Annotated in this window: 17 protein-coding genes and 1 pseudogene; 11 read left to right on the forward strand and 7 right to left on the reverse strand. The window is 67.0% G+C overall.

Annotated elements, in window-relative coordinates:
- Positions 1–341 precede the first annotated feature (341 nt).
- From MSM1_RS16365 to drmB, 4 genes are read left to right on the forward strand one after another with little or no spacing between them, the layout of a single operon-like run.
- On the forward strand, positions 342–1,268 hold the full coding sequence (locus MSM1_RS16365) for a hypothetical protein (protein WP_213444373.1): 927 nt from the start codon (positions 342–344) through the stop codon (positions 1,266–1,268).
- Positions 1,265–2,869, forward strand: a complete 1,605-nt coding sequence (locus MSM1_RS16370) for a hypothetical protein (RefSeq protein ID WP_213444375.1) — start codon at positions 1,265–1,267, stop codon at positions 2,867–2,869. The genes MSM1_RS16365 and MSM1_RS16370 overlap by 4 nt, the downstream gene beginning before the upstream one ends.
- On the forward strand, positions 2,866–6,342 hold the full coding sequence (locus MSM1_RS16375; protein ID WP_213444377.1) for a helicase-related protein: 3,477 nt from the start codon (positions 2,866–2,868) through the stop codon (positions 6,340–6,342). Before MSM1_RS16370 ends, MSM1_RS16375 begins: the two co-directional genes overlap by 4 nt.
- A complete protein-coding gene (drmB, locus tag MSM1_RS16380; RefSeq protein WP_213444379.1) occupies positions 6,339–8,132 on the forward strand; it encodes a DUF1998 domain-containing protein in 1,794 nt (597 codons plus the stop codon). Before MSM1_RS16375 ends, drmB begins: the two co-directional genes overlap by 4 nt.
- A gap of 564 nt (positions 8,133–8,696) precedes the next feature.
- Here drmB and MSM1_RS16385 read toward each other — a convergent pair.
- The gene (locus tag MSM1_RS16385) at positions 8,697–9,962 is read right to left on the reverse strand and encodes a hypothetical protein (RefSeq protein WP_213444381.1); all 1,266 of its coding nucleotides are present in this window, start codon (positions 9,960–9,962) and stop codon (positions 8,697–8,699) included.
- Between the two features lie 394 nt (positions 9,963–10,356).
- Between MSM1_RS16385 and MSM1_RS16390 the strand changes: the two genes are divergently transcribed.
- Genes MSM1_RS16390 through MSM1_RS16400 form a run of 3 tightly spaced genes read left to right on the forward strand, consistent with a single transcriptional unit; the run spans position 10,357 to position 12,538 of the window.
- On the forward strand, positions 10,357–11,007 hold the full coding sequence (locus MSM1_RS16390; RefSeq protein WP_213444383.1) for a hypothetical protein: 651 nt from the start codon (positions 10,357–10,359) through the stop codon (positions 11,005–11,007).
- 4 nt (positions 11,008–11,011) lie between these two features.
- Positions 11,012–11,884 (forward strand): hypothetical protein, encoded by an 873-nt coding sequence (locus MSM1_RS16395; RefSeq protein WP_307857415.1) that lies wholly within the window; start codon positions 11,012–11,014, stop codon positions 11,882–11,884.
- Positions 11,885–11,887: 3 nt separating this feature from the next.
- A complete protein-coding gene (locus MSM1_RS16400; RefSeq protein WP_213444385.1) occupies positions 11,888–12,538 on the forward strand; it encodes a hypothetical protein in 651 nt (216 codons plus the stop codon).
- 99 nt (positions 12,539–12,637) lie between these two features.
- On the opposite strand, the gene MSM1_RS16405 is transcribed toward MSM1_RS16400, so the two are convergent.
- The 4 genes from MSM1_RS16405 to MSM1_RS16420 all read right to left on the reverse strand — a co-directional run bounded on the left by MSM1_RS16405 (position 12,638) and on the right by MSM1_RS16420 (position 15,441).
- A complete protein-coding gene (locus MSM1_RS16405; RefSeq protein ID WP_213444387.1) occupies positions 12,638–12,997 on the reverse strand; it encodes a hypothetical protein in 360 nt (119 codons plus the stop codon).
- Complete coding sequence (locus MSM1_RS16410) at positions 12,994–13,395, reverse strand: hypothetical protein (protein ID WP_213444389.1); 402 nt, start codon at positions 13,393–13,395, stop codon at positions 12,994–12,996. Before MSM1_RS16410 ends, MSM1_RS16405 begins: the two co-directional genes overlap by 4 nt.
- 171 nt (positions 13,396–13,566) lie before the next feature.
- A complete protein-coding gene (locus tag MSM1_RS16415; RefSeq protein WP_236056463.1) occupies positions 13,567–14,469 on the reverse strand; it encodes a TniB family NTP-binding protein in 903 nt (300 codons plus the stop codon).
- Positions 14,470–14,616: 147 nt separating this feature from the next.
- Positions 14,617–15,441, reverse strand: a complete 825-nt coding sequence (locus tag MSM1_RS16420; RefSeq protein ID WP_307857416.1) for a Mu transposase C-terminal domain-containing protein — start codon at positions 15,439–15,441, stop codon at positions 14,617–14,619.
- Positions 15,442–15,506: 65 nt separating this feature from the next.
- On the opposite strand from MSM1_RS16420, the gene MSM1_RS16425 reads away from it, so the two are divergent.
- The 4 genes and pseudogenes from MSM1_RS16425 to MSM1_RS22020 form a co-directional block, all read left to right on the forward strand.
- Complete coding sequence (locus MSM1_RS16425) at positions 15,507–15,791, forward strand: DUF5372 family protein (RefSeq protein ID WP_213439686.1); 285 nt, start codon at positions 15,507–15,509, stop codon at positions 15,789–15,791.
- A 174-nt stretch (positions 15,792–15,965) separates the two neighbouring features.
- Positions 15,966–16,445: a helix-turn-helix domain containing protein gene (locus tag MSM1_RS16430; RefSeq protein WP_213439687.1), complete on the forward strand. Its 480-nt coding sequence runs from the start codon at positions 15,966–15,968 to the stop codon at positions 16,443–16,445.
- 509 nt (positions 16,446–16,954) lie between these two features.
- Positions 16,955–17,557 (forward strand): recombinase family protein, encoded by a 603-nt coding sequence (locus tag MSM1_RS16435; RefSeq protein WP_236056465.1) that lies wholly within the window; start codon positions 16,955–16,957, stop codon positions 17,555–17,557.
- A gap of 90 nt (positions 17,558–17,647) precedes the next feature.
- Positions 17,648–17,947, forward strand: a pseudogene (locus tag MSM1_RS22020) (recombinase family protein); the annotation flags it as partial.
- Positions 17,948–17,959: 12 nt separating this feature from the next.
- On the opposite strand, the gene MSM1_RS22025 reads toward MSM1_RS22020, so the two are convergent.
- Both MSM1_RS22025 and MSM1_RS22030 read right to left on the reverse strand, forming a co-directional pair.
- Complete coding sequence (locus MSM1_RS22025; RefSeq protein WP_236056794.1) at positions 17,960–18,154, reverse strand: hypothetical protein; 195 nt, start codon at positions 18,152–18,154, stop codon at positions 17,960–17,962.
- Between the two features lie 130 nt (positions 18,155–18,284).
- Complete coding sequence (locus MSM1_RS22030; RefSeq protein ID WP_236056796.1) at positions 18,285–18,563, reverse strand: hypothetical protein; 279 nt, start codon at positions 18,561–18,563, stop codon at positions 18,285–18,287.
- Positions 18,564–18,617 lie beyond the last annotated feature (54 nt).

The following is an 18,617-nucleotide window of genomic DNA, read 5'->3' on the forward strand; positions in this document are numbered from 1 at the left end:
GGCTGTCGGTGCTGGCCAGCTGGTTGAGCCGTTCTCGACCGAGCCGCCCAGGGCTGGCGAGGATCACCATGACGCCGATCGGGCTGCGGCTCCCTCAATATCTTCGCCGCCAGTTCCTCGAACCGCCACCCAGCTACGGAAACAACGCACCCCGAGGCAACCGCAGAACCCCGATTCTGTCGGAGCAGTCGCCTAAAACTAAAACGGAACCCGCCGCCGCTCATTTGCACCGGAAACACGACGCCACCCTGCCACCGAGTTCACCGGAAACGTCGGCGGCGGCCCCTACCGTGCTGGTAGAACGAGTGCGAACAGGGACGGTCCGTCACGAGGTGATGCAGGTGCTACAGCAGACGGCCGAGCGGCCGGTGGGTTCGCTTCCGGCTGGCCTGCGTCACCTTTGTCGGCTGGCTGAGCAGCTGACCATCGTCGGCCCGGGCGCCGGCCGGAACCTGCGGGTGGTCGTCACGATCCCGACGTTGCGTCTCGCTGGCGTGGCGGCCACGCTCGGCTCCGCGCTCGCGCCCGTCGAGTGCCGTGACTGCGAGCATGCGAAGCTCGCGCCCGGCGTGCGTGTTGCCGGATGGGTCTCAGGGCGGCTCACGGACTCGCAGTTGGTCGCGGTGAGCGACAACGAGCTGATGTTTGGGGGGATCCGGCTGCGCGGAAACCGCGACAGCGTTCATCGGCTGCCTACGGGGTTCCCCCAGCGGCCGGACACGCGACTACTCGATGACGTTCGGCAGGAGCTCGCAGAAGCGCTTGGTTGCGCGGAGGGCGTCGTCGGGCAACGGCTGTCGGCCGCCGCTGCCCACCCTGTCGTTGTCGCGGGCAGACCAGGCACGTTCCGCGCAGACGTCGACCTGCTGTCCGCGGCGAGTACCTCGCTGCACCTTCAGGGTCGGCTGTTCGCTGGGACGGACCTGCACGACTGGTACCGATACCTGGTCCTGCTGATGGGTGCCATTCCCGACCGTGAGGACGTGCCGTGGGTAGCGACGCTGCGCCCGCGCCTGGTCATCATCACAGGCACGGCTGGGTGGCTCGCCAGCTCGCGACGTAACTGGCCAGACGTGCCGATGCTCGTGCTGTTCTCGCGGCGCTCGCCCGCTGCGGCCGACGCTGCTGCGCTGCTGAAGGCATCTGGATGGGCAGCGCCCGCTGCGCTGCCCGCCGCACTGCGCCCGCTGCTGCAGCCGACGGCGGGCCTGGGAGTGCTGTGCCTGACGGAGCCGGCGACAGCCGCCGTTGACGAGGACTTGTGGTGAGCACGCTGGCGGAGTGGTTCACGACGTGGCGAACCGCGCAACAGCCGTCGATCAGCGTTGCGCGCGTCCAGTGGCGGGAACTGGAGCGGGTTACGGCCGCCGCTGGCGCGCTGCGACCGTTCGTCGAGACGTCATCGATCGCGGCCAACGTTTTGACGGCGGTCTTCACGGCCCGGCGCGTGCTCACGGCGACGCCGTTGCCGCCGACTGACCCGCTCGCCGGTCTCACAGACTTGCTCGGCAGGGCGGAGCAGTTCTTGGCCGGGCGCCCGGACCACACGCTATGTGAGCCGTTGCGGCCGCTGCACGAAGCGTTGTGTGTGCTTAAGGCCTCGTCGTCACCGGTCGCCGCGCAGGTCGCAGAGATGTTGTGCGAGTACGGTGCAACCGCCGACGGCCGTCCCGAGGCGATCCTGGTCGTGCCGCGCCTGCAGTGGCTCGAGCCGGTACGCGGCTGGTTGGTCAGCGAAGGCCTCGACTGTGTGGACATCGCCTGCCCCGCAGAGCTACGAACGGCGCCGGTTAGGCATCGGGCGGCGGTTCTCGTCGGCCATCCGGCAATGGCTTTCTACTCGGCGTTCAAAGCGCCCGAAGCGGTCCTGCGCGAAGTGGGCTGGCTGCTGACGGCGCCGGTCGCGCCCGAGGTGCGGCTCGTCGTTCCCGCCGACGCTCCACCGCTGCGCACCGAGGACCTGTGGTTGCTGCCGGCTGGAGCCCAGCCCGGGCTGGCGCTGCACGACGACGGGCCGCAGGCCAGGGAACCGGCCACCCACGACTGGCTGCATGGGCTCAACGCAACGCAGGCGGTGCGACGGACCCCACGCCCCGCCGGCACCCCCACCGAGGATGACATACGGGCGGTTGAGGTGCAGATGGCGTCGGGGCACGCCGTGTTTTTCGATCCGCAACTCGGGCCCCGGCCGCACGTGGTGGCCGTCGACGACGACACCGGCGCGGTGGCGTTGCCCGCCGTGCCGCTGACGGCCGTGACGAGGGGCGTGATGCTCGCCGTGCGCGTTGGTGCTGCGCCGCATGCCCAGGTGGTGGCGCGGGCCGACGCGTGGCTCAAGCGGCGGCGGGGCTGGTCGACAGATCACATCGCCGAAGTCCGGGGCCACGCCGCGAGCCTGAAGACGGCGTTGCGGGAGGCGCTCGCGGCGCGCGGGCATGCAGCGCTGCGGCAGGAGCTGACCCAAACCCTCAGCGACGACTACGCGCGGGCGCTTTTGCACAACCCGTTAGACGAGTCGTACATCGCCCCGCGCCGGTCCGGGTTTGAGGCTCTGGTCCGGGCAATAGGCGCGCCTGAGCTTCTAGGCAAGTTCGATGACCTGGCGACGGTGCGTATCGCGCACCAGCAGGCCGGGGAGGAGATCCGCCGGCAGCTTCTTGAGCTGCTCGACGACCGCGCGTGGGTGGCCGACGTCGATGAGGACGGCTGGACGGTGCTGCACGCTGGCGAGCTGGGGTCGCTGCTGCTCGCGGTGGTGACGGCACGGCTCGACGAGCCCGTGACGGTTCCGCGCATGTGGCTGGGCGCCGCGATCGACGAGGCGGGCCGGCGCGTCACCGCGCTCACGGAAAGGGAGGGGCGGTCATGACCCCGCAGGAGACACGCGATCTCATCATCGACGCCGTCCGGCGGGACCTGCTCGGCCCGCTCGCCGATGCCGACGGCACCTACCCAGGCGCCGCGCCTGTCCGGCTGGGGCGCGGACAGGACATCGAGCGGAAGAGCGACCTGAGCCGTTTGTTCGTCGCCGACGACGGCGCCGAGATCCTCGTCGAGCCGCCGACGGCGCGCTACATCGTCGGGGCTCTGTACCCGCCGCTGCGTCCGGACGACGAGCGTGACCTCGACGCCGAGCAAGCACCGACGGTGCCCACCGCGGGCGACGCCGGTGACGACGCTGCCGAGGTGGCGCCGCGGCCGGCGAAGCCCGCACCAGACGACGCCGGCGCGGACGCCAGCGCTGATGAAGCCGCATTAGAGGACGCCCCGCGGGACCGCCCCGGACGGCCGTCGTCGTTCGGGCTCTCTTTTGTTGTCACCGAGGAGACGGTGACGTTGACGCTGCACGTGGACGGCGCGCGGTATGAGCCTTTCCCGTTCAGCTTCATGGGCGCGCCGCGCACCGGATGGCACCGAGTACCGGTGAACGCCGAGGTGACGGTGTCACTGCCCGGCGATGGCGCGCCGTTCAGATCTGGGGACCCGGTCGTCGTCGAGCCGCTGCGCCTCGAGGTGGGTGTGCACGCGCGGGCCGCGACCGATGGACAGCGGATTGTCACCTGCTACCTGTGGAACCGGACTCCGGCGAATCGACCGCAGCTGTCCGAACGGGTGTTGTTCTCGGCGCGGCTCACCGCGGTGATGCCGGCGGCGCAGCTCGCGAACTACCGAGACCGCGACACCGACATGACACAGGAGGCGGCGAGCTTGCGCCTGCTGTACGCCGACGCGCCGGTGCGCGCTGTCGGGCATGGCGTCGACGCCGCCGTGACGACCTGCGGCGATCTCGCTTTGGTGCGCACGGAGTCGCTGCCGGTCGCCGAGGTGAACGGCACCACACCGGACGTCGGCGACGCGGCCGGCTCGCTCGCGGTTGACATGGATGCGCTCGGCCGGTGGGACCTGGATGCGGTTGCGACCGTTGAGCGGATGATCACCAGCTACCGCGAGTGGATCAGAAACCTGGCGCAGGCCGCAACGAAGCTGACCGGGTCGGCGCGCAAGACCGCCGAGGCGCACGTGGAGGCCTGTGAGGCGTTCGCGGACGACGTCGCCGCCGGCTGGGCGCTGGCGGCGACGGGGCCGGTGCACGAGTGCCTGCGTTGGACGTCAGAGGCGATGGCGCAGCAGCGGCGCAGCTACGCCGCGAAGACCCGTGCAGTGAGCGTGACTGACGGGGTTGTCACGGTCGCCGGCGTCGAGCCGGCAAGCACCGGCCGCGCCCAGTGGCGGCCGTTCCAGCTGGCGTTCCTGCTAGCGAACCTCGCACCAGTCATTGACCCGGAGCATCGTCGACACGGCGTAGTCGATGTCATCTGGATGCCCACGGGTGGCGGCAAGACCGAGGCCTACCTGGCGCTGGCAGCCTTCACGATGCTCTTCCGACGCCGCACGGAGCCCACCGCCGGTGGCACAGCGGTGATCATGCGCTACACGCTGCGCCTGCTCACCGCACAGCAATTGCAGCGCGCCGCGTCGCTGCTGTGCGCACTGGAGACGCTCCGTGTCGCGAACCGAGAGGTGCTCGGCGAAGAGCGGTTCTCCATCGGGGCGTGGCTTGGCCGGGCCAGCACACCCAACTCGCGCAAGGACGCGCTGCGCGAGCTTCGCCGTCTCGCCGACCGGCGACGCGGTGCAACGCGGCCGTTCCTGCTGTCCCGCTGCCCGGCCTGCGCGGCTAAGCTCGGCGACGTCGTCGACGGGCGGGTGCTCGGCTTCGGCGTCCAGTCGACCTCCCGCGGCGACCGCATGCAGGCGTCGTGCCCAAACCCCGCGTGCGCGTTCCACCGCGACCGCACGCCGCAGGGACTGCCGGTCTACGAGGTGGACGAGGATATCTACGCGAAGCCGCCGACGTTCCTCGTCGCGACCGTCGACAAGTTCGCCCAGCTCGCGTGGAACGACCGCGCCCGTGTCCTGTTCGGTCTGGGCCGCAACGGGTCGCGGGAACGGCCCGCACCAGCGCTGGTCATCCAAGACGAGCTGCACCTGATCTCCGGGCCGCTGGGCAGCCTCGTCGGGCTGTACGAGTCCGCGATCGACCAGCTGTGTCGGCACGACGGCGGCTGCTCACCGCACGTCGTTGCCGCGACCGCCACCACGCGCGCGTACGCGCAGCAGGCGGCCGTGCTGTACGCGTGTCCCGCCGAGCAGGTGCGCCTCGTGCCACCCCCGGGCCTGACCGTCGACGACAGCTTCTTCGCGCAGGCCGACACGACGAGCCCACCGCGGACCTTCCTGGGCGTGTGCGCCACCGGCACCGGAAAGTTCGCGCACACGCAGATGCGCGTGCTGGCGAGCCTGGCGCACGCCGCATCCGCGCTCGAGCAGCAGGGTGCACCGGTTGACCCGTACTGGACCAACGTTGTGTTCTTCGGGGCGCTTCGCGACCTCGGGCAGGCCAAAGCGCTCATCTCGACCGCCTACCGCGGCTACGCGTGGGGTCTCGTCCGCGCCACCGGCATTCGCACCGGCGCACCCCGCAGCGACGGAGACCGCCACACCATCCGGTCTCTTGTCGACGTGGAGCTGACCAGCGCATCGAGCAACGCCGCGAGCGAGGCCCTGGAACAACTTGCTCGCCACCGGGGCGAACCGGGAGCTATTGACCTCGGGCTCGCGACGAGTGTCATCGAGGTCGGCGTCGACGTCGACCGGCTCGGCCTGCTCACCATCGTGCGCCAGCCCAAGACCGCCGCGCAGTACATACAGGTCGCCGGCCGCGTGGGCCGTGACCCGGGCAAGGGGCCGGGCCTCGTCGTTGTCCTACTCAACCCGCTGAACACCCGCGACGTGAGCCACTACGAACGGTTCACATCGGTGCACCAGCGCCTGTATGCCGCGGTGGAACCGGCGAGCGTCACCCCGTTCACAGACGCCGCGCTCAGCCGCGGGCTGCGCGGCGCGCTCGCGTCGATCGTCCGGCAGGTTCGCACGCAGGGCGTCGACCGCGTCCTGGCCGATGATGTTGCGCTGGTCCGCGCCGCCGCACAAGGCATCAGCACACGCGCCACCCAACTCGCCAGCCCCGACGCGGGGGCCCGCGTCGAGGCGCTGTCCGACGCCGCGCTTAACGAAGTGCAGACCGCCGTCGACCAGCAGCTCGGCTGGGGTGTGGCCGGACGGTCCGGGGTGCAGTTCCTGCGACCCTTGGAGGACCCGGCGCCCGCAGAGACCGCGAGCTGGCCGGTGCTGACGTCGTTGCGCAGCGTCGACGCCGACGCGACCCTACGCATCGACGAAAACTGGCTGCCCGCCCGCGCCGCCGCGGTCGCGGACAAGGAGCCGGTGGCCGCAGCCGGCGAAATGCCCACCGCGGCCGACGATGAGGACGCCTGGTGAGCCGCTCCCTGTTCGTCACCCCCGTGCGCCGCGCTCACCTGATAGCGCCGTTCGGTCCCGGGTCGCTGCTGCTCACCCGCAACCGCGTCAGTGCAGTCGTGTGCGCGCCGGCGACCTGGCTGCGATCGTTGCCGGAGCGCCCGCCCGGCTCGGTGCCGGTCCTCGAGGAGCTCACCATCACCGACCGGCACCTGCAGGCGGCGACCGGCGTCGAACGGTTTGTGATGCCGTGGCCGGCCGGTGACAACCCCTCGCGTGACACCGACTGGATCGTGCCCGCGGTGCGCTTCCCGCTCACCGAAGCGTGCAGCAACCCACAATGCCAGCGGCTCGTCCGGCGCGACCCGGCGGACGCGAGCGAAGGCCGCTGCGACGCCTGCAAGTCACCGAAAGCGAAGCGCGGCAGGTGGCCGACGTTCCAGACCGCGCTCGTTCTGGCGTGTCCTGCTGGCCACCTCGACGACGTGGACTGGGCCGCGTGGCTGCACGACCAGGACGGGCCGGCCTGCCCGCAGCACGACGTCCGGTACCGCGTATCCGCAGCCGCCGACCGTCCGGTGCTGACGTGCAACGGCTGCAGCCGACGGGTGCAGTTCGACCCCACCGTCGACTTCCCGTGCACCGGGGCGCGCCCCTGGCTCCCACATGCCGGAGCCGAGGCCTGCACGGGCCGGGCGAGACCGATCGAACGGACCTCGACGACCGCGTACTACGCCTGGCAGATGTCCAGTCTCACCATCCCCGTCGCCGGCGCCGACAACCCGGCGCTGCTGCACGCGCTCACCGACAACGCGACCCTGCGCACCCTGCGTCGGCTCACCCGCACCCCGGAAATCGTCAGCAACATCACCGCGGTGGCAACCCGGCTCGGCATCCGCACCAACGATGAGGAGGTCACCCGCCACCTTGACGCGCTTGAGCAAGACCAGGTCGTCGGTCCAAGCCGCGCGGCCGAGTTGACCGCGCTGCTGTCCGCGGACCACCCCAGGCGCCCTACCGGCGCGCTGCCCGACCTGGTTGTGGAGCCCCAGGACATCGAGAAGTACCGCGGCAGCTCCCTCGGTCGGATGCTGTCTGCCGTCAGCCTCGTCCCCCGGCTCCGGGAGACCCGCGTCCTGGCCGGATTCAGGCGCATCGAACCCTCGCCGCCGGATCCGCGGGCCGGGTACGCCCAACTGTGGGGCAAGCCGCGTCCGGCGGCGTTCGCGGAGCAGTCCAACGACGACTGGCTTCCCGGCGACCAGGTCTTCGGCGAAGGCCTGTTGTTCATGCTCGACCCGGCCGAGGTTGACGCGTGGGCCGCGCGGGTTCGCACGGACGAGCGGATTGTGAACGCCGCACGGCCCGCGCTCACGCAAAACGAACCCGCGCAACCGTTGCCCTGGCTGCTCGCGCACACGCTCGCGCACCTCGTCATGCGCGCCGCGGCACCATATGCGGGATACCCGTTGCCGGCACTGCGGGAGCGAATCTTCGCCGTCGACAACCGAACCGCGTTCCTGATCTACACCGCGGCCGGCGACGTACATGGAACCTTGGGTGGTCTCGTCGAGCTCGGCCACCCGCAGCGCCTCGGCGAGATCCTCGAAGCCGCCGCCGCCGCCGCGGCCTGGTGCGCCACCGACCCCGTCTGCGGAGAGGACGCGCCGGGACCGCCCGGCCGCGGATCCACCCCGGGCGCCTGCCACCATTGCCTGCTGGTTCCCGAGACCTGCTGCGAGGCGTTCAACCACGGGCTGGACCGCGCCGTCCTCAACGGGCACGGCACCGCGCGCGGCTTCCTTGGGTAAGACGCCCGCGGGTCGGCTGACGTCACCGTGCCGGCTGCGCGGCCGCCGGGTCTGCGCGACCTGAGGCGTCACCAGCCGACCGCTCGGGCGCCATGGGTTGCGAAAACGACGTCCAAGTGCGTTTGGGCTCACCTCCTACACGAGGTCAGGCACCAGCGTGGTCTATCACGTGATCGCCGCGGAAGGGGCCAAATCGTGTTGGTGACAAACGGTTTCGAATCTGATCTGCGCTAGCGGATCCCCCCTCGGCTGGCCACCCGTCACAATGACGACCGAACCCACACTGGGCAGCCTCGGTTTCTCGACGGACCCTGCTCGTGTTCACCATGACGCCACACACGACCCGACTGCTCGTCCTCACCAAGCGTGACGCGGCGATCCCCAAGCTGAGCGCCGCTCAACAGCACCCGAGTACGGTGATCGTTCTCCCGTGCAGCTTACGGATCAGCCCGCGCGACGTCGTCCCGAGGAACCGATCCCGCCACTGTGCTTATCACCGCGCCAACAAGATCCGGCATCAACGCGGCGTCCGGAGGCGAATCGAGGCCTACCCAAGGCGTACCGCTACCGGCATAGCCAGGCTATGAAGCTGAGGACTATCCACGCAGCGCCCACCGCCAAAGCGGCATGCATTGTGGCGGTTAACCCCGCGGAGGCCCAGCTCGTGCAGAATAGAGCGGTTCCCACTACGAAACCCAACGCGACCCGTAATTCATGCTTTCCGAGCGAGACGTCCCCGCCCTTGCGGATAGCGACGTCGCTCTTCTTGAACTCGCGCTCCCATTTTCGTATGTAGGCCGCATCAGACAACGGGCCGGGGACCGCGTCGAGTCGCCTGCGGATGCGGTCCAGCAAGACGTCATCAAACCGGAGGTCCAGTGACAGCTCGTGTCTTTCCCGCTGATCCGTGGAACTGCTCTGCTCAAGTGTGGGTAGTATCGCGGCGAAGCCGACGATCTTGGTGATCCACCGATCAACACCCTCCAGTGGTCGGTCAACCAAATGCGCTATATCGTCGATGATTTCGACGAGATCCGCACGTGCCGTGACTCCTCGGACTGTGCGCGCGAGAAGCAGATTCGCCTTGTAGAAGTCGATTACGGCTTCCGCAGCTGCAGTGACATCGCGAGGGGTTGGCTCGTCATAGTCATCGCGATCGCCGAACAGCCGTTGAAACGGCGCCGACCGCATATAGCAGTCCAGACACTCAGCCAGACGGATGACTTCGTTGTTCACCTCGTTGACGAGGCGTTCAAGGTCACGGGCATCGGTGACCATACGGCCTGAGGGACGTGTGTGGGGACGGCGATGCTCGTCGACCAGATGCTGTACTGCGTTTTTGCGCTGAACCAGCACCGACACGAATCCCGCGAATACTCCTGGCTCGCTTTGCTTGTCACCGGATATTCTGGACGTCCGCCTTCGGGCCGCCTCGGCCGCCTTCTGATCCTCCATCAGATTCAGGGCCCATTCGAGGTCCTTCTTCCGCACCTCCTCGCGCGTCAGATAACCCGCGAGGCTGGTTTCGAATTGGCGCTGCACCAGCTCGAGAGTCAACGCGCACTTCGCTGTCGTGAGCGGTGGTGCATCGCCCGGGTAGAAGTCCTCGATCATCGGCACAGGCTCGGCCACCCTCAGGTATTCGATACGTTTGGCGCACTCAGCCGAACCTTTGGAGGAATGGTCACGCGTGTAGAGGTCCCGGAGCATGTCGCGCGCCGTTTCCCATTCCGCGAGCCGCAGCCGGCTAGAAATCTTGCGCAGGTGCAGATCGGACAGCGTCTCGAACGCTTGGTAGTTTGTGGGCGGACGCCGATCGGGCAATTCCATGTTGACACGACCCCAATCTGCCGCGAGCACTGACAGGTCGAGATGACGCTAGCAATTGATGGCAAGGCCCCGGTGCGAAACGAGCGTCGAGCATTCTCTGTCGCTAGCGTCCGTATCGACGACTCCGCGAAGTACCACGCCACTGTGGCCCGCAACCGCGCTGCCCACCGCCCATTCTTAAAACCCGCCGCTGGTGGCCTGCTACAGCGTCGCTATGTGAACAGATGCTGTGCCCCAGTCGGATGCCTGCCGCCGCTGCGCTGAGTTCCCTTAGCACTCGTTGCGCAACCCTACGGGGCAGTGATTGCCCGGGGCACCGCAGCAAATGCCCGCGAGCCCAGGCCGTCGGCGCGCCTAGCCGTGCCGTGTCGGTGCCTGATGGAACCATGGAGAGGTGACTAACGATGACCTGACACCACGGCCAGCGTTGGCTGCGTGGCAGCCGATGACCGCAGACGACCGGCAGATGGTGCAGTGGATCGCCGCGAACACCGATAACGCCGAGTACGCCAGGCGAGTGCTGTTCATTCCCCAACAACGTGACTTGAGGTACGCCAGTGCCGCCATTCGGGCATTCGGCGCGGCGGGCAACGTCGGCAGCTCCCGCAGCCCGCACGTGAACCGCGGCGGGCCTGTGCTGGCTTATCGGCCCGACCTTCGCCAATTGGGGCGCGCTGTCGCAGCCGCCGAAAGCCAAGTGCTCGGCGTCATCGAGTTCGCAGAAGGTGAGGTTGCTGGATGGGCTGCGGCGACGAACGCGGTTGACCTCACGACCGGCGAGCCGACCGTTGGCGTGCCCGACGATGTCCACGCGGCCCTCGCAGAGCTGCACACCGCCGGGTACAACGGTTACAGCCGTGACCGAGAGCAGTACTTCGCGGCACACTACTTCCCGCCAATTGACGTGCTTCTCGAAGCGGGCTACCCGTACGCCTTCGTAGCAAGTTATCTAGTGGCACTCGGTGCCCATGGCGACAGCGTTGGCGACGACCTCAAAAGGATCTATGTGCCACCCGCGCAGCGCCGCAGAGCGAGACGGGGCTAGCCGCGTGACCCAAAAAGACGACACCGAACCGACAGATGGCGCGAGCTGGACGAATCCACTAAGTATCGACATCGACAAGCGTAAAGCAGAGCTTATGGCCATGCCCGGTTTCCAACTGAAGGTTGACCTGGAAGCCCTTGGTAGATCCGGGCATATCATGTACAGGAACGCCGAGGAACTGTCGAATCACGCGGCAAAATTCATTCAAGGCTGTACATTCGCTCGCGAGATCTCCGACGACTTTGAGAATGAACTTGTGCGCTACTTGCACAACTACCTCACGTCGATCTATTCGCTGATCGAGGCGCAACGCGTTGTGATGCGCCATCGCTGGGGTGAAAACTCCGAGTTCGAGACAGGTGAATACACGGAGCATCGAAGGGCCACGCTCGAGACCGGTGCAGCGGAGTTCATGACCGAACTGCGCAACTACTGCACACATCGCTCAGTTCCCTTGCCGGGTATCAGCACAACATTGTCGGGCGGGCGGGGGCGACCAACAGTATTAGTCAACAAGCTCACCCTCGACACGGATGCCTTATTGAGGTGGAAGAAATGGACCGCCCCAGCGAAGGCATATCTACGGGCGAAGGACGAGCATTTTGACCTAGGGCCGGCGATCTCGAGCTACGTCAACACCGCCGCCGCCTTTTTCAATTGGTTTGTGGAAGCGATAAATAAGCGCTATGCCAAGGAGAAGAACGAATACCTCACCGCCGCGGAGGAATTCAAGACATGGTACGAGGATGAGACCGGCATGAACACCGAGGGATACCGCAAGCTCTTTCCGCCGACCATCACAGGCAACCGAGCCGAGAGGCACGGCCAGAGACCGCAGCCGAAGCGGATGACGAAGCGCCAGCGCCGGAGAAAGTAACCCGTGATCAACATTGTCGTAAGCGGCGGACAGCCGTCGGTCGGGGTGTGGCTCGCGCCGGTGCTCGCGTTCTGCGGCTCGGCGCTGTTGTTCGGCGGTGCGATGATCACCCTCTGGCGCACAAACCTTGCGGCCTTCAAGCGACAGACGAGAGAGCTTGCGGCGAAAGACCAGGAAGCCAAGGCAGACCGTGCCGCAGCGCGGGCAGACCAGTTGCGCGTTGAAGTCGCCGCGATCCTCGCCGAACGACCGACGACGCTCGACTCTCAGCGGAAGCTGTTCGACGCGACGGTTCAGCATCGCATGGAGATCGGCGCAAACACCCTTTCGCCCGCCGAGCGAAGCCGACAGGTGTTAGATGTAAGGCAACTACATATTGAGCACTCAGACAAGCTGGAACAGTTGGTGATTCGCGCGCTCTTGCTAACGACAGATCCCGAGATCGAGGCGGCGTTGACAAAAGTCCGTACCATTGCACATAACTGGAATGAGCCGATGTTGGCAGCGCATTCTGAGAACGATGTTGAGAAGTTTGAGGAGCTGGGCCGCCGTCTGACTATTGCACTCGACGAACTTGAGGCAGCCACACGAAAACTCACGGCGATTGAGGCTGACCCAGCAGCCCAGTCGGCGCAACCAAATCCCGAAGGCTAGATGGGTGCTGGCGGCCGGGGGAACCGTAAGAGATCCCATGCCGACCAAGTCTGTAGACAACAGAAGAGGTCGTCCTGGGCGAAACGCGCGCTGACCGATTCACGCTGGCCTGTCGTCGGCGATCGCGTGGTCGCAGCGCCCGTACGGGGCAGGCCGGATGCCGTAGTCGTCCCACCTGTCATCGATCACAAGGTCCGGTAGGTCGATGAATCGGAGCAGGTTGTAATGGGCGTCGCGGACTGGCGCACCCCACAGGAGGGACTCGCGTCGCAGCTGAGTGAGCCGTCGCGCGACATCCCAGATCCGTTCGGTTACGCGCCAGGACTCCGAATCGTCCCATACAGGCAGGATTTTCGCGGCTTCGCGTGTGATCCGGGCGCGGCGGTGGTGGGCGTCGCGCGCGGGGCCGGTGACGTACTCGAGAAACGGGGGGCTGGTGAGCATCCGGGCGAACTTCACTTGTTCTGGGTAGACGAGCTGGCGACGGTGTCGATGCCGGTTTGTTGCCGGCGTCGCTCAATTTCCTGGATGCCCATGAAGACCGAGTTAGCGCATACCTTGCCGAGTTCCATTGCGAAGGAGTCGAACAGGACCCCGCGGGCGGCGAGGTGGTTTCGGAAGTGTCGTTCGGCTGTGAGCGCGGCAACATACGTGTGCAGGTCGACCTGGGGTGAGCTGCCGATCCATCGCTTGTGCTGCAGATAAACAAGTCCCGCGTGGGGCAGCCGCCCGATGGCTGCGTTGCCCTGGGTGCACTGCAGGCACAGGCGCCGGTCGGTGACGGGATCGCCGTTGATCTTGGTGGGCGCCGTGAACGCGCTCGGGTGCAGGTTGCCGAGTTGTCGCCAGACTTCCAATCGTTCGGGTGCGGAACCTCCTTTGGGCGATTTACCCAGGCGGATGCCGCTCGCGCAGGCCGGTTTCGATTTCGCCGGGTTGGCTGTGGTTGTGTGTCGCGTGGCGGTGACTGTAGGAAACGACGCCCTCCCCGCCGTAGACCCGAGTGGGGACCGGCAACGGCTGCAGCCTCATTCGGCTCTGCGCAACGGTGTTGGCGCCCCATCTTGCTTGACTGGTGTGCGGGTGCGGAATTCCTCGGCTGCGTGATCGGTCGGAATCGTGTCGAGCAGCTTGCGGTCGACCTTTTCCGCGCCGTCGAGGATGGTGGCGATGGCGGCATCGCTGAGCAGCGCACGCAGCGATCCGATGGACCCACCGGTTCGGTCGTAGAGGTAGCTGGTCAGCGAGGCCAGCGACCCTTCGGGGTGGCGGCCGAGAGGCAGCAGGTTTTCGATGCCCAGGACGAGTTCTTCCCATGCATCGCGCTGTGCGCGCGTCCCGTTAGTGTAGGGGCGCATTTCGTGAATGGTGATGCGGCCCTTGATCTGACGCCCCATGTGGCCGGACAGCAGATCGCTTTGGAGCAGGTCGATCCCGGCGTATAGAAAGGTTGCGTCAAGCCGTTCAGAGAACACTTTTAGGGCCGACGCGGCTTCGCTGCCTGCCTGATGATTGGTACGCAGGTTATGGATCTCGTCGCAGATGACGAGCGACGTGCCGAGGTGGCGCATAACGCCGACGACCCGTTCCGTCAGATCCTGGGCGGTGGCCCTATTCGAGCTGACAAGGCCCAGGAAGTTCGCAAAGGCGAGCATCATCATCATCTTCGGGGTGGTGCCGGGCGGGACCACCGCATAGACGACCGGGGCATAGCTGTTGTCATCGTGCCGGCCAGTCTTCTTGCGCATCGCCTTCTCGTGGCGCTTGCCGATGAGCAGCGCCGCGGTTGATTTCCCCAGCCCGGAAGATCCCGACATCGCCAAGCCGCGGCGCGCGGTCGCGGTCTTGGCCATGTTTCGGGCCATGATGATCCTGGTCTGGCGCGTCAGTGCCGCGGTGTCATGTGTTTCGAGCACCACGTCAGCGGCCAACCACGCGAACCGCTCCTGGTCATAGGCGGCTTTCTCGTCGGGGGAGAGGCTGCTGATCTGCTTCATCATCATGCGCCGCGGTTCGACGGGCTGCCGGTCGACGAACTCTCGCCAGGAGGTCAGTGAATCCGGGACCGCCATTCGCGGTTATTGCTCCTCGTCGATGTCGATGCGTCTGGCGGCTCGGCGCTGTCGAGGTTGGCTGGCGGCGCTCGACAGACCGGTGCCGATCTCATCGATGTCCTCGGCGGCGTCGGCGACGATCTGCAACGGCGGCACGACCGGGGTGTTCACGCTATCGCGCTTGGCTGCCTTGCGTTCTCGCGTCGTATTCGCGCCGCTGGTTTGGATGCGGTTGATTTCAGCAAGCACATCGACGGCTGGGGCAGTCTCGTCACGGCGATCCACAGCCTTGCGGGCAGCGCGCAGCACATCCAGCGAAAACGGTGCCAGCGCGCGCCTGGCGAGCGTCCATTCGGCCTCAATCCACCTGCCCTGTTTGTGATCCCAGAGGAAAACCGATTGCAGCCGACAGGGGTCATAGCGGATCTCCCAACGTCCACGCGCGGGTTCTGGAAGTCCGCTGGTCACGCCGCGCAGCGGATGCAGCTCGGGGCTGTCATAGTGCAGCCCCTCGAAGTTGATCCCGTACGGCTGGATGCTGCGCCACGTCACCGGCAACAACCCGATGTAGTCGTCACGGCCCAGCGCCACATGTGTGGTGGGAGCCACGCCAGCCAGCGCCGCATAGGCCTCGTTGGGGGTCAGATCCTTCTTCGGCATCGCAGGATGGCGCAGCCCGGGATGCGGCTTGTTCTGCCACACCGCGACGATCCACAAGTCGAGCAGGTTCTGAACCTCGGCGAGTGTCCAAAACGCTTCCTGCTCAGGAGATTTACCGCGCCGCACCACGTTGGGTCCGGCGTAGCCGGCCAGGTACTGGGTGAAGCCGCTATTGATTGCGGCGAACACGCGCTCAATGTGCGGCTTGGACCACGTCGTCAACTACATCCAATCCCGACGATCGGCACCGCAAAGTGCGGGTCACGCACCGGTTCCATCCGCTGTATGGCCGGGAGTACGAGTTCGTCGTTCACCGGCAGAACTGGGGTGAGGACCGGGTCTACCTGCATGACGAGAACGGGGAGTTGTTCTCGGTTCTGACTGGCTGGACCGATGCGGCACCGGTCGATCCGTTTGTGGTGGTCGCCGAGGGCCGCTGCCCGTTCACCACGGCGGGGCTGCTGGCCCTCGCGGATCTGATCGACCGACTGCGGTCCCAGCCTGATCGGGACCGGGCTGTCAGGAAGATTACGCCGTGACTGTCAACCAGATTACGCCGGAATTACTGACGATCTTACCCACAGTCGGCGTGTCACTCGGCTCTATCCGCCAGTATTCCCGCGGATCACGCGGCTATCTGCGGCGTGTCAACACCTCACCCCTATACTTTAACGGCATAATCCATCTAACAGTTTGGGTGATTGGGAGGCGATATGGGCCGACGAGGCGCGAGCGAGGACCCGAAGGTAGCAGCGTTGCGGGAGGCGCGCTGCCTCAACCCGCATCCCGAGGATGTGACCGACGAGGCGTTCCGTTCGCAGGAGTTCTTCGACGCCCGCGACGCGGTGCAGGTCAAATACGAGATGGTGCGGCGGGTGCGGGTGGACGGCGACTCGGTCACCGCGACCGCCGAGGCGTTCGGGTATTCCCGTCCCTCCTACTACGAGGCGGCCGCCACGCTCGACGAGCAAGGGCTGGACGGGCTGGTGCCCGGCAAGCCCGGACCGCGCCGGGGACACAAGCTCACCGACGAGGTGTGTGCGTTCGCCGACCAACAGCTGTCCACCGACCCGAGTCTGCGGTCGGCGGATCTGGTGGAGCCGATCGCGGCCCGCTTCGGCGCGCGCGTGCACCCCCGCTCGATCGAGCGCGCGCTGGCCCGCTACCGGGATCAGCAGTCCAAAAGTCGCTGACTCATCCGCTCACGAGCCCAGGAGGGAGGACACCCCGCCGCTGTCCCCGAGACCCTCGCCTGGCCCCGCGACTGCTGAACCGAGCACCTGCTCGGATGCCGGCCAGGATCACGCTGTTCCCGGTGGTGGGCTGGACGCCTGCTACGAACAGCTGCGTCACGCCGCCCTGCACGCGCGTGCCGAGGCGTTCCCGCTGGGCTTCGCCGTGCTCACCCGCCAGGGCGTGACAGCCTGGCGTCGCGCCCTGACCGACCTCACCCCGATACCCGACCGGCCCCGATCGCGACGGCGGCCCCAGTCGGCGCGGCGGTGTCGGCCCCGATCTCCGCCGAGCTCGTCGATGCCCTCGCCGCTGTTGTGCTCGCCGGCACCTAACCCACCCCGATCGTCGGCACCCGCAACGTCCCACTCCCCATGACCGCCGTGTTCGGCGGGAAGGAGCATGCCCGTGTTCACCGATACCGCCGCCTCCAAGGTGAGCGCTGCTCAGCTGGCCAAAACCAGCGCTGTTGTATGTCCGCCAATCCACCCTCAAGCAGGTCATCCACAACGCCGAATCCGCGCACCGCCAATACGACCTGCGCAGCCGGGCCATCGCGCTGGGCTGGGCCGATGATCAGATCAGCGTGATCGACATCGACCAAGGCCACTCCGGCGCCAGCTCCGCCGACCGCGAGGGCTTTCAGCACCTGGTCGCCGAGGTGTCGCTGGGCCGGGCCGGGATCGTGCTCGGCCTGGAATGCTCGCGGCTGGCCCGTAACTCCGCCGACTGGCACCAACTGCTCGAGCTCTGCGCCATGACCGGCACCCTGATCTGCGACGAGGACGGCCTCTATGACCCCCGCCAGTTCAACGACCGGCTGTTGCTCGGCATGAAAGGCCAGATGTCGGAGGCCGAACTGCATTTCATCAAGGCAAGATTGCGTGGCGGGGTGGCTATCCAAGGCCCGCCGCGGCGAGCTCGTCATGCCGCTGCCGGTCGGGCTGGTCCACGACGCCGTCGGCCAGTCGTGCTCGACCCCGACACCGCGGTGCAGCACGCGCTGCGCCACCTGTTTCGACACGTTTGCCGCCACCGGATCCGCCTCGGCCTGCGTCAAGGCGTTCCGTGAGGCCGACCTGTTGTTCCCGTGGCGCCATCTCAAGGGTCCCGCAAGGACGAACTGGACTGGAAGCCGTTGGGGCATCACACCGTGCTGCGGGTGCTGCACAATCCCCGCTACGCCGGTGCGTTCACCTACGGCCGCTACCGCCATCACAAACTGCCCAGCGGAAAATGGTCGTCCACCCTTTTGCCGCGCGAGGAGTGGATCTCGTTCATTCCCGACGCCCACCCCGGCTACATCACCCTAGACCAGTACGACGCCAACCGCGCCCGGTTGGCCGCCAATGCGCCGCGCACGGCCGCGACCGCGCCGGCGGGCCACCTCGGGAGGACCTGCCTGCTGCAAGGGATCATCATCTGCGGCCGGTGCGGCAAACGGATGACGGTGCGCTACAACCATTCGCCGCGGTCAGCCATTGCCCACTACGTGTGTCAACGCGACGGGATCGAGAACGCAAAACGGATCTGCGCCAACATCTTCGGCGCTGACCTCGACCGGCGCATCGGACAGCTGCTGTGCGACACCCTGACCCCGCTGGCTGTAGAGGCAGCCCTCACCGTGTCGGCCGAACTCGAACAACCGCTCCGCCGACGCCGACCGCATCCGCGCCGCCCACGTCGAACGCGCCCGCTACCGCGCCGACCTGGCCCGGCGCCGCTACCTGGCCGTCGACCCCGCCAACCGGCTCGTCGCCGACAGCCTCGAAGCCGACTGGAACACCGCCCTGCGCGAACTAGGCGACACCCAACAGGCCTACGACAAGGCCCGCCAGCAGCACCCCGGGCAGCTCACCGACGCCCAACGCGCCCGCATCGGCCAGCTGGTCACCGACCTGCCCGCAATCTGGAACGACCCGCACACCCCCACCCGGGAACGCAAACGCATCGCCCGGCTGCTCCTCACCGACGTCACCATCCACCGCGACAGCGACACCATCACCGCGCACGTCCGCTTCTCCGGCGGCACCGACACCACGCTCACCCTGCCCGCCCCCAAACCCGTTGGAGAGCAACGCAAAACACCCGCCAACATCGTCGCCGTCGTTGACGAACTACTCGACGAACAC

The organism is Mycobacterium sp. SM1 (assembly GCF_018361265.1).
Classification (GTDB): Bacteria; Actinomycetota; Actinomycetes; order Mycobacteriales; family Mycobacteriaceae; genus Mycobacterium.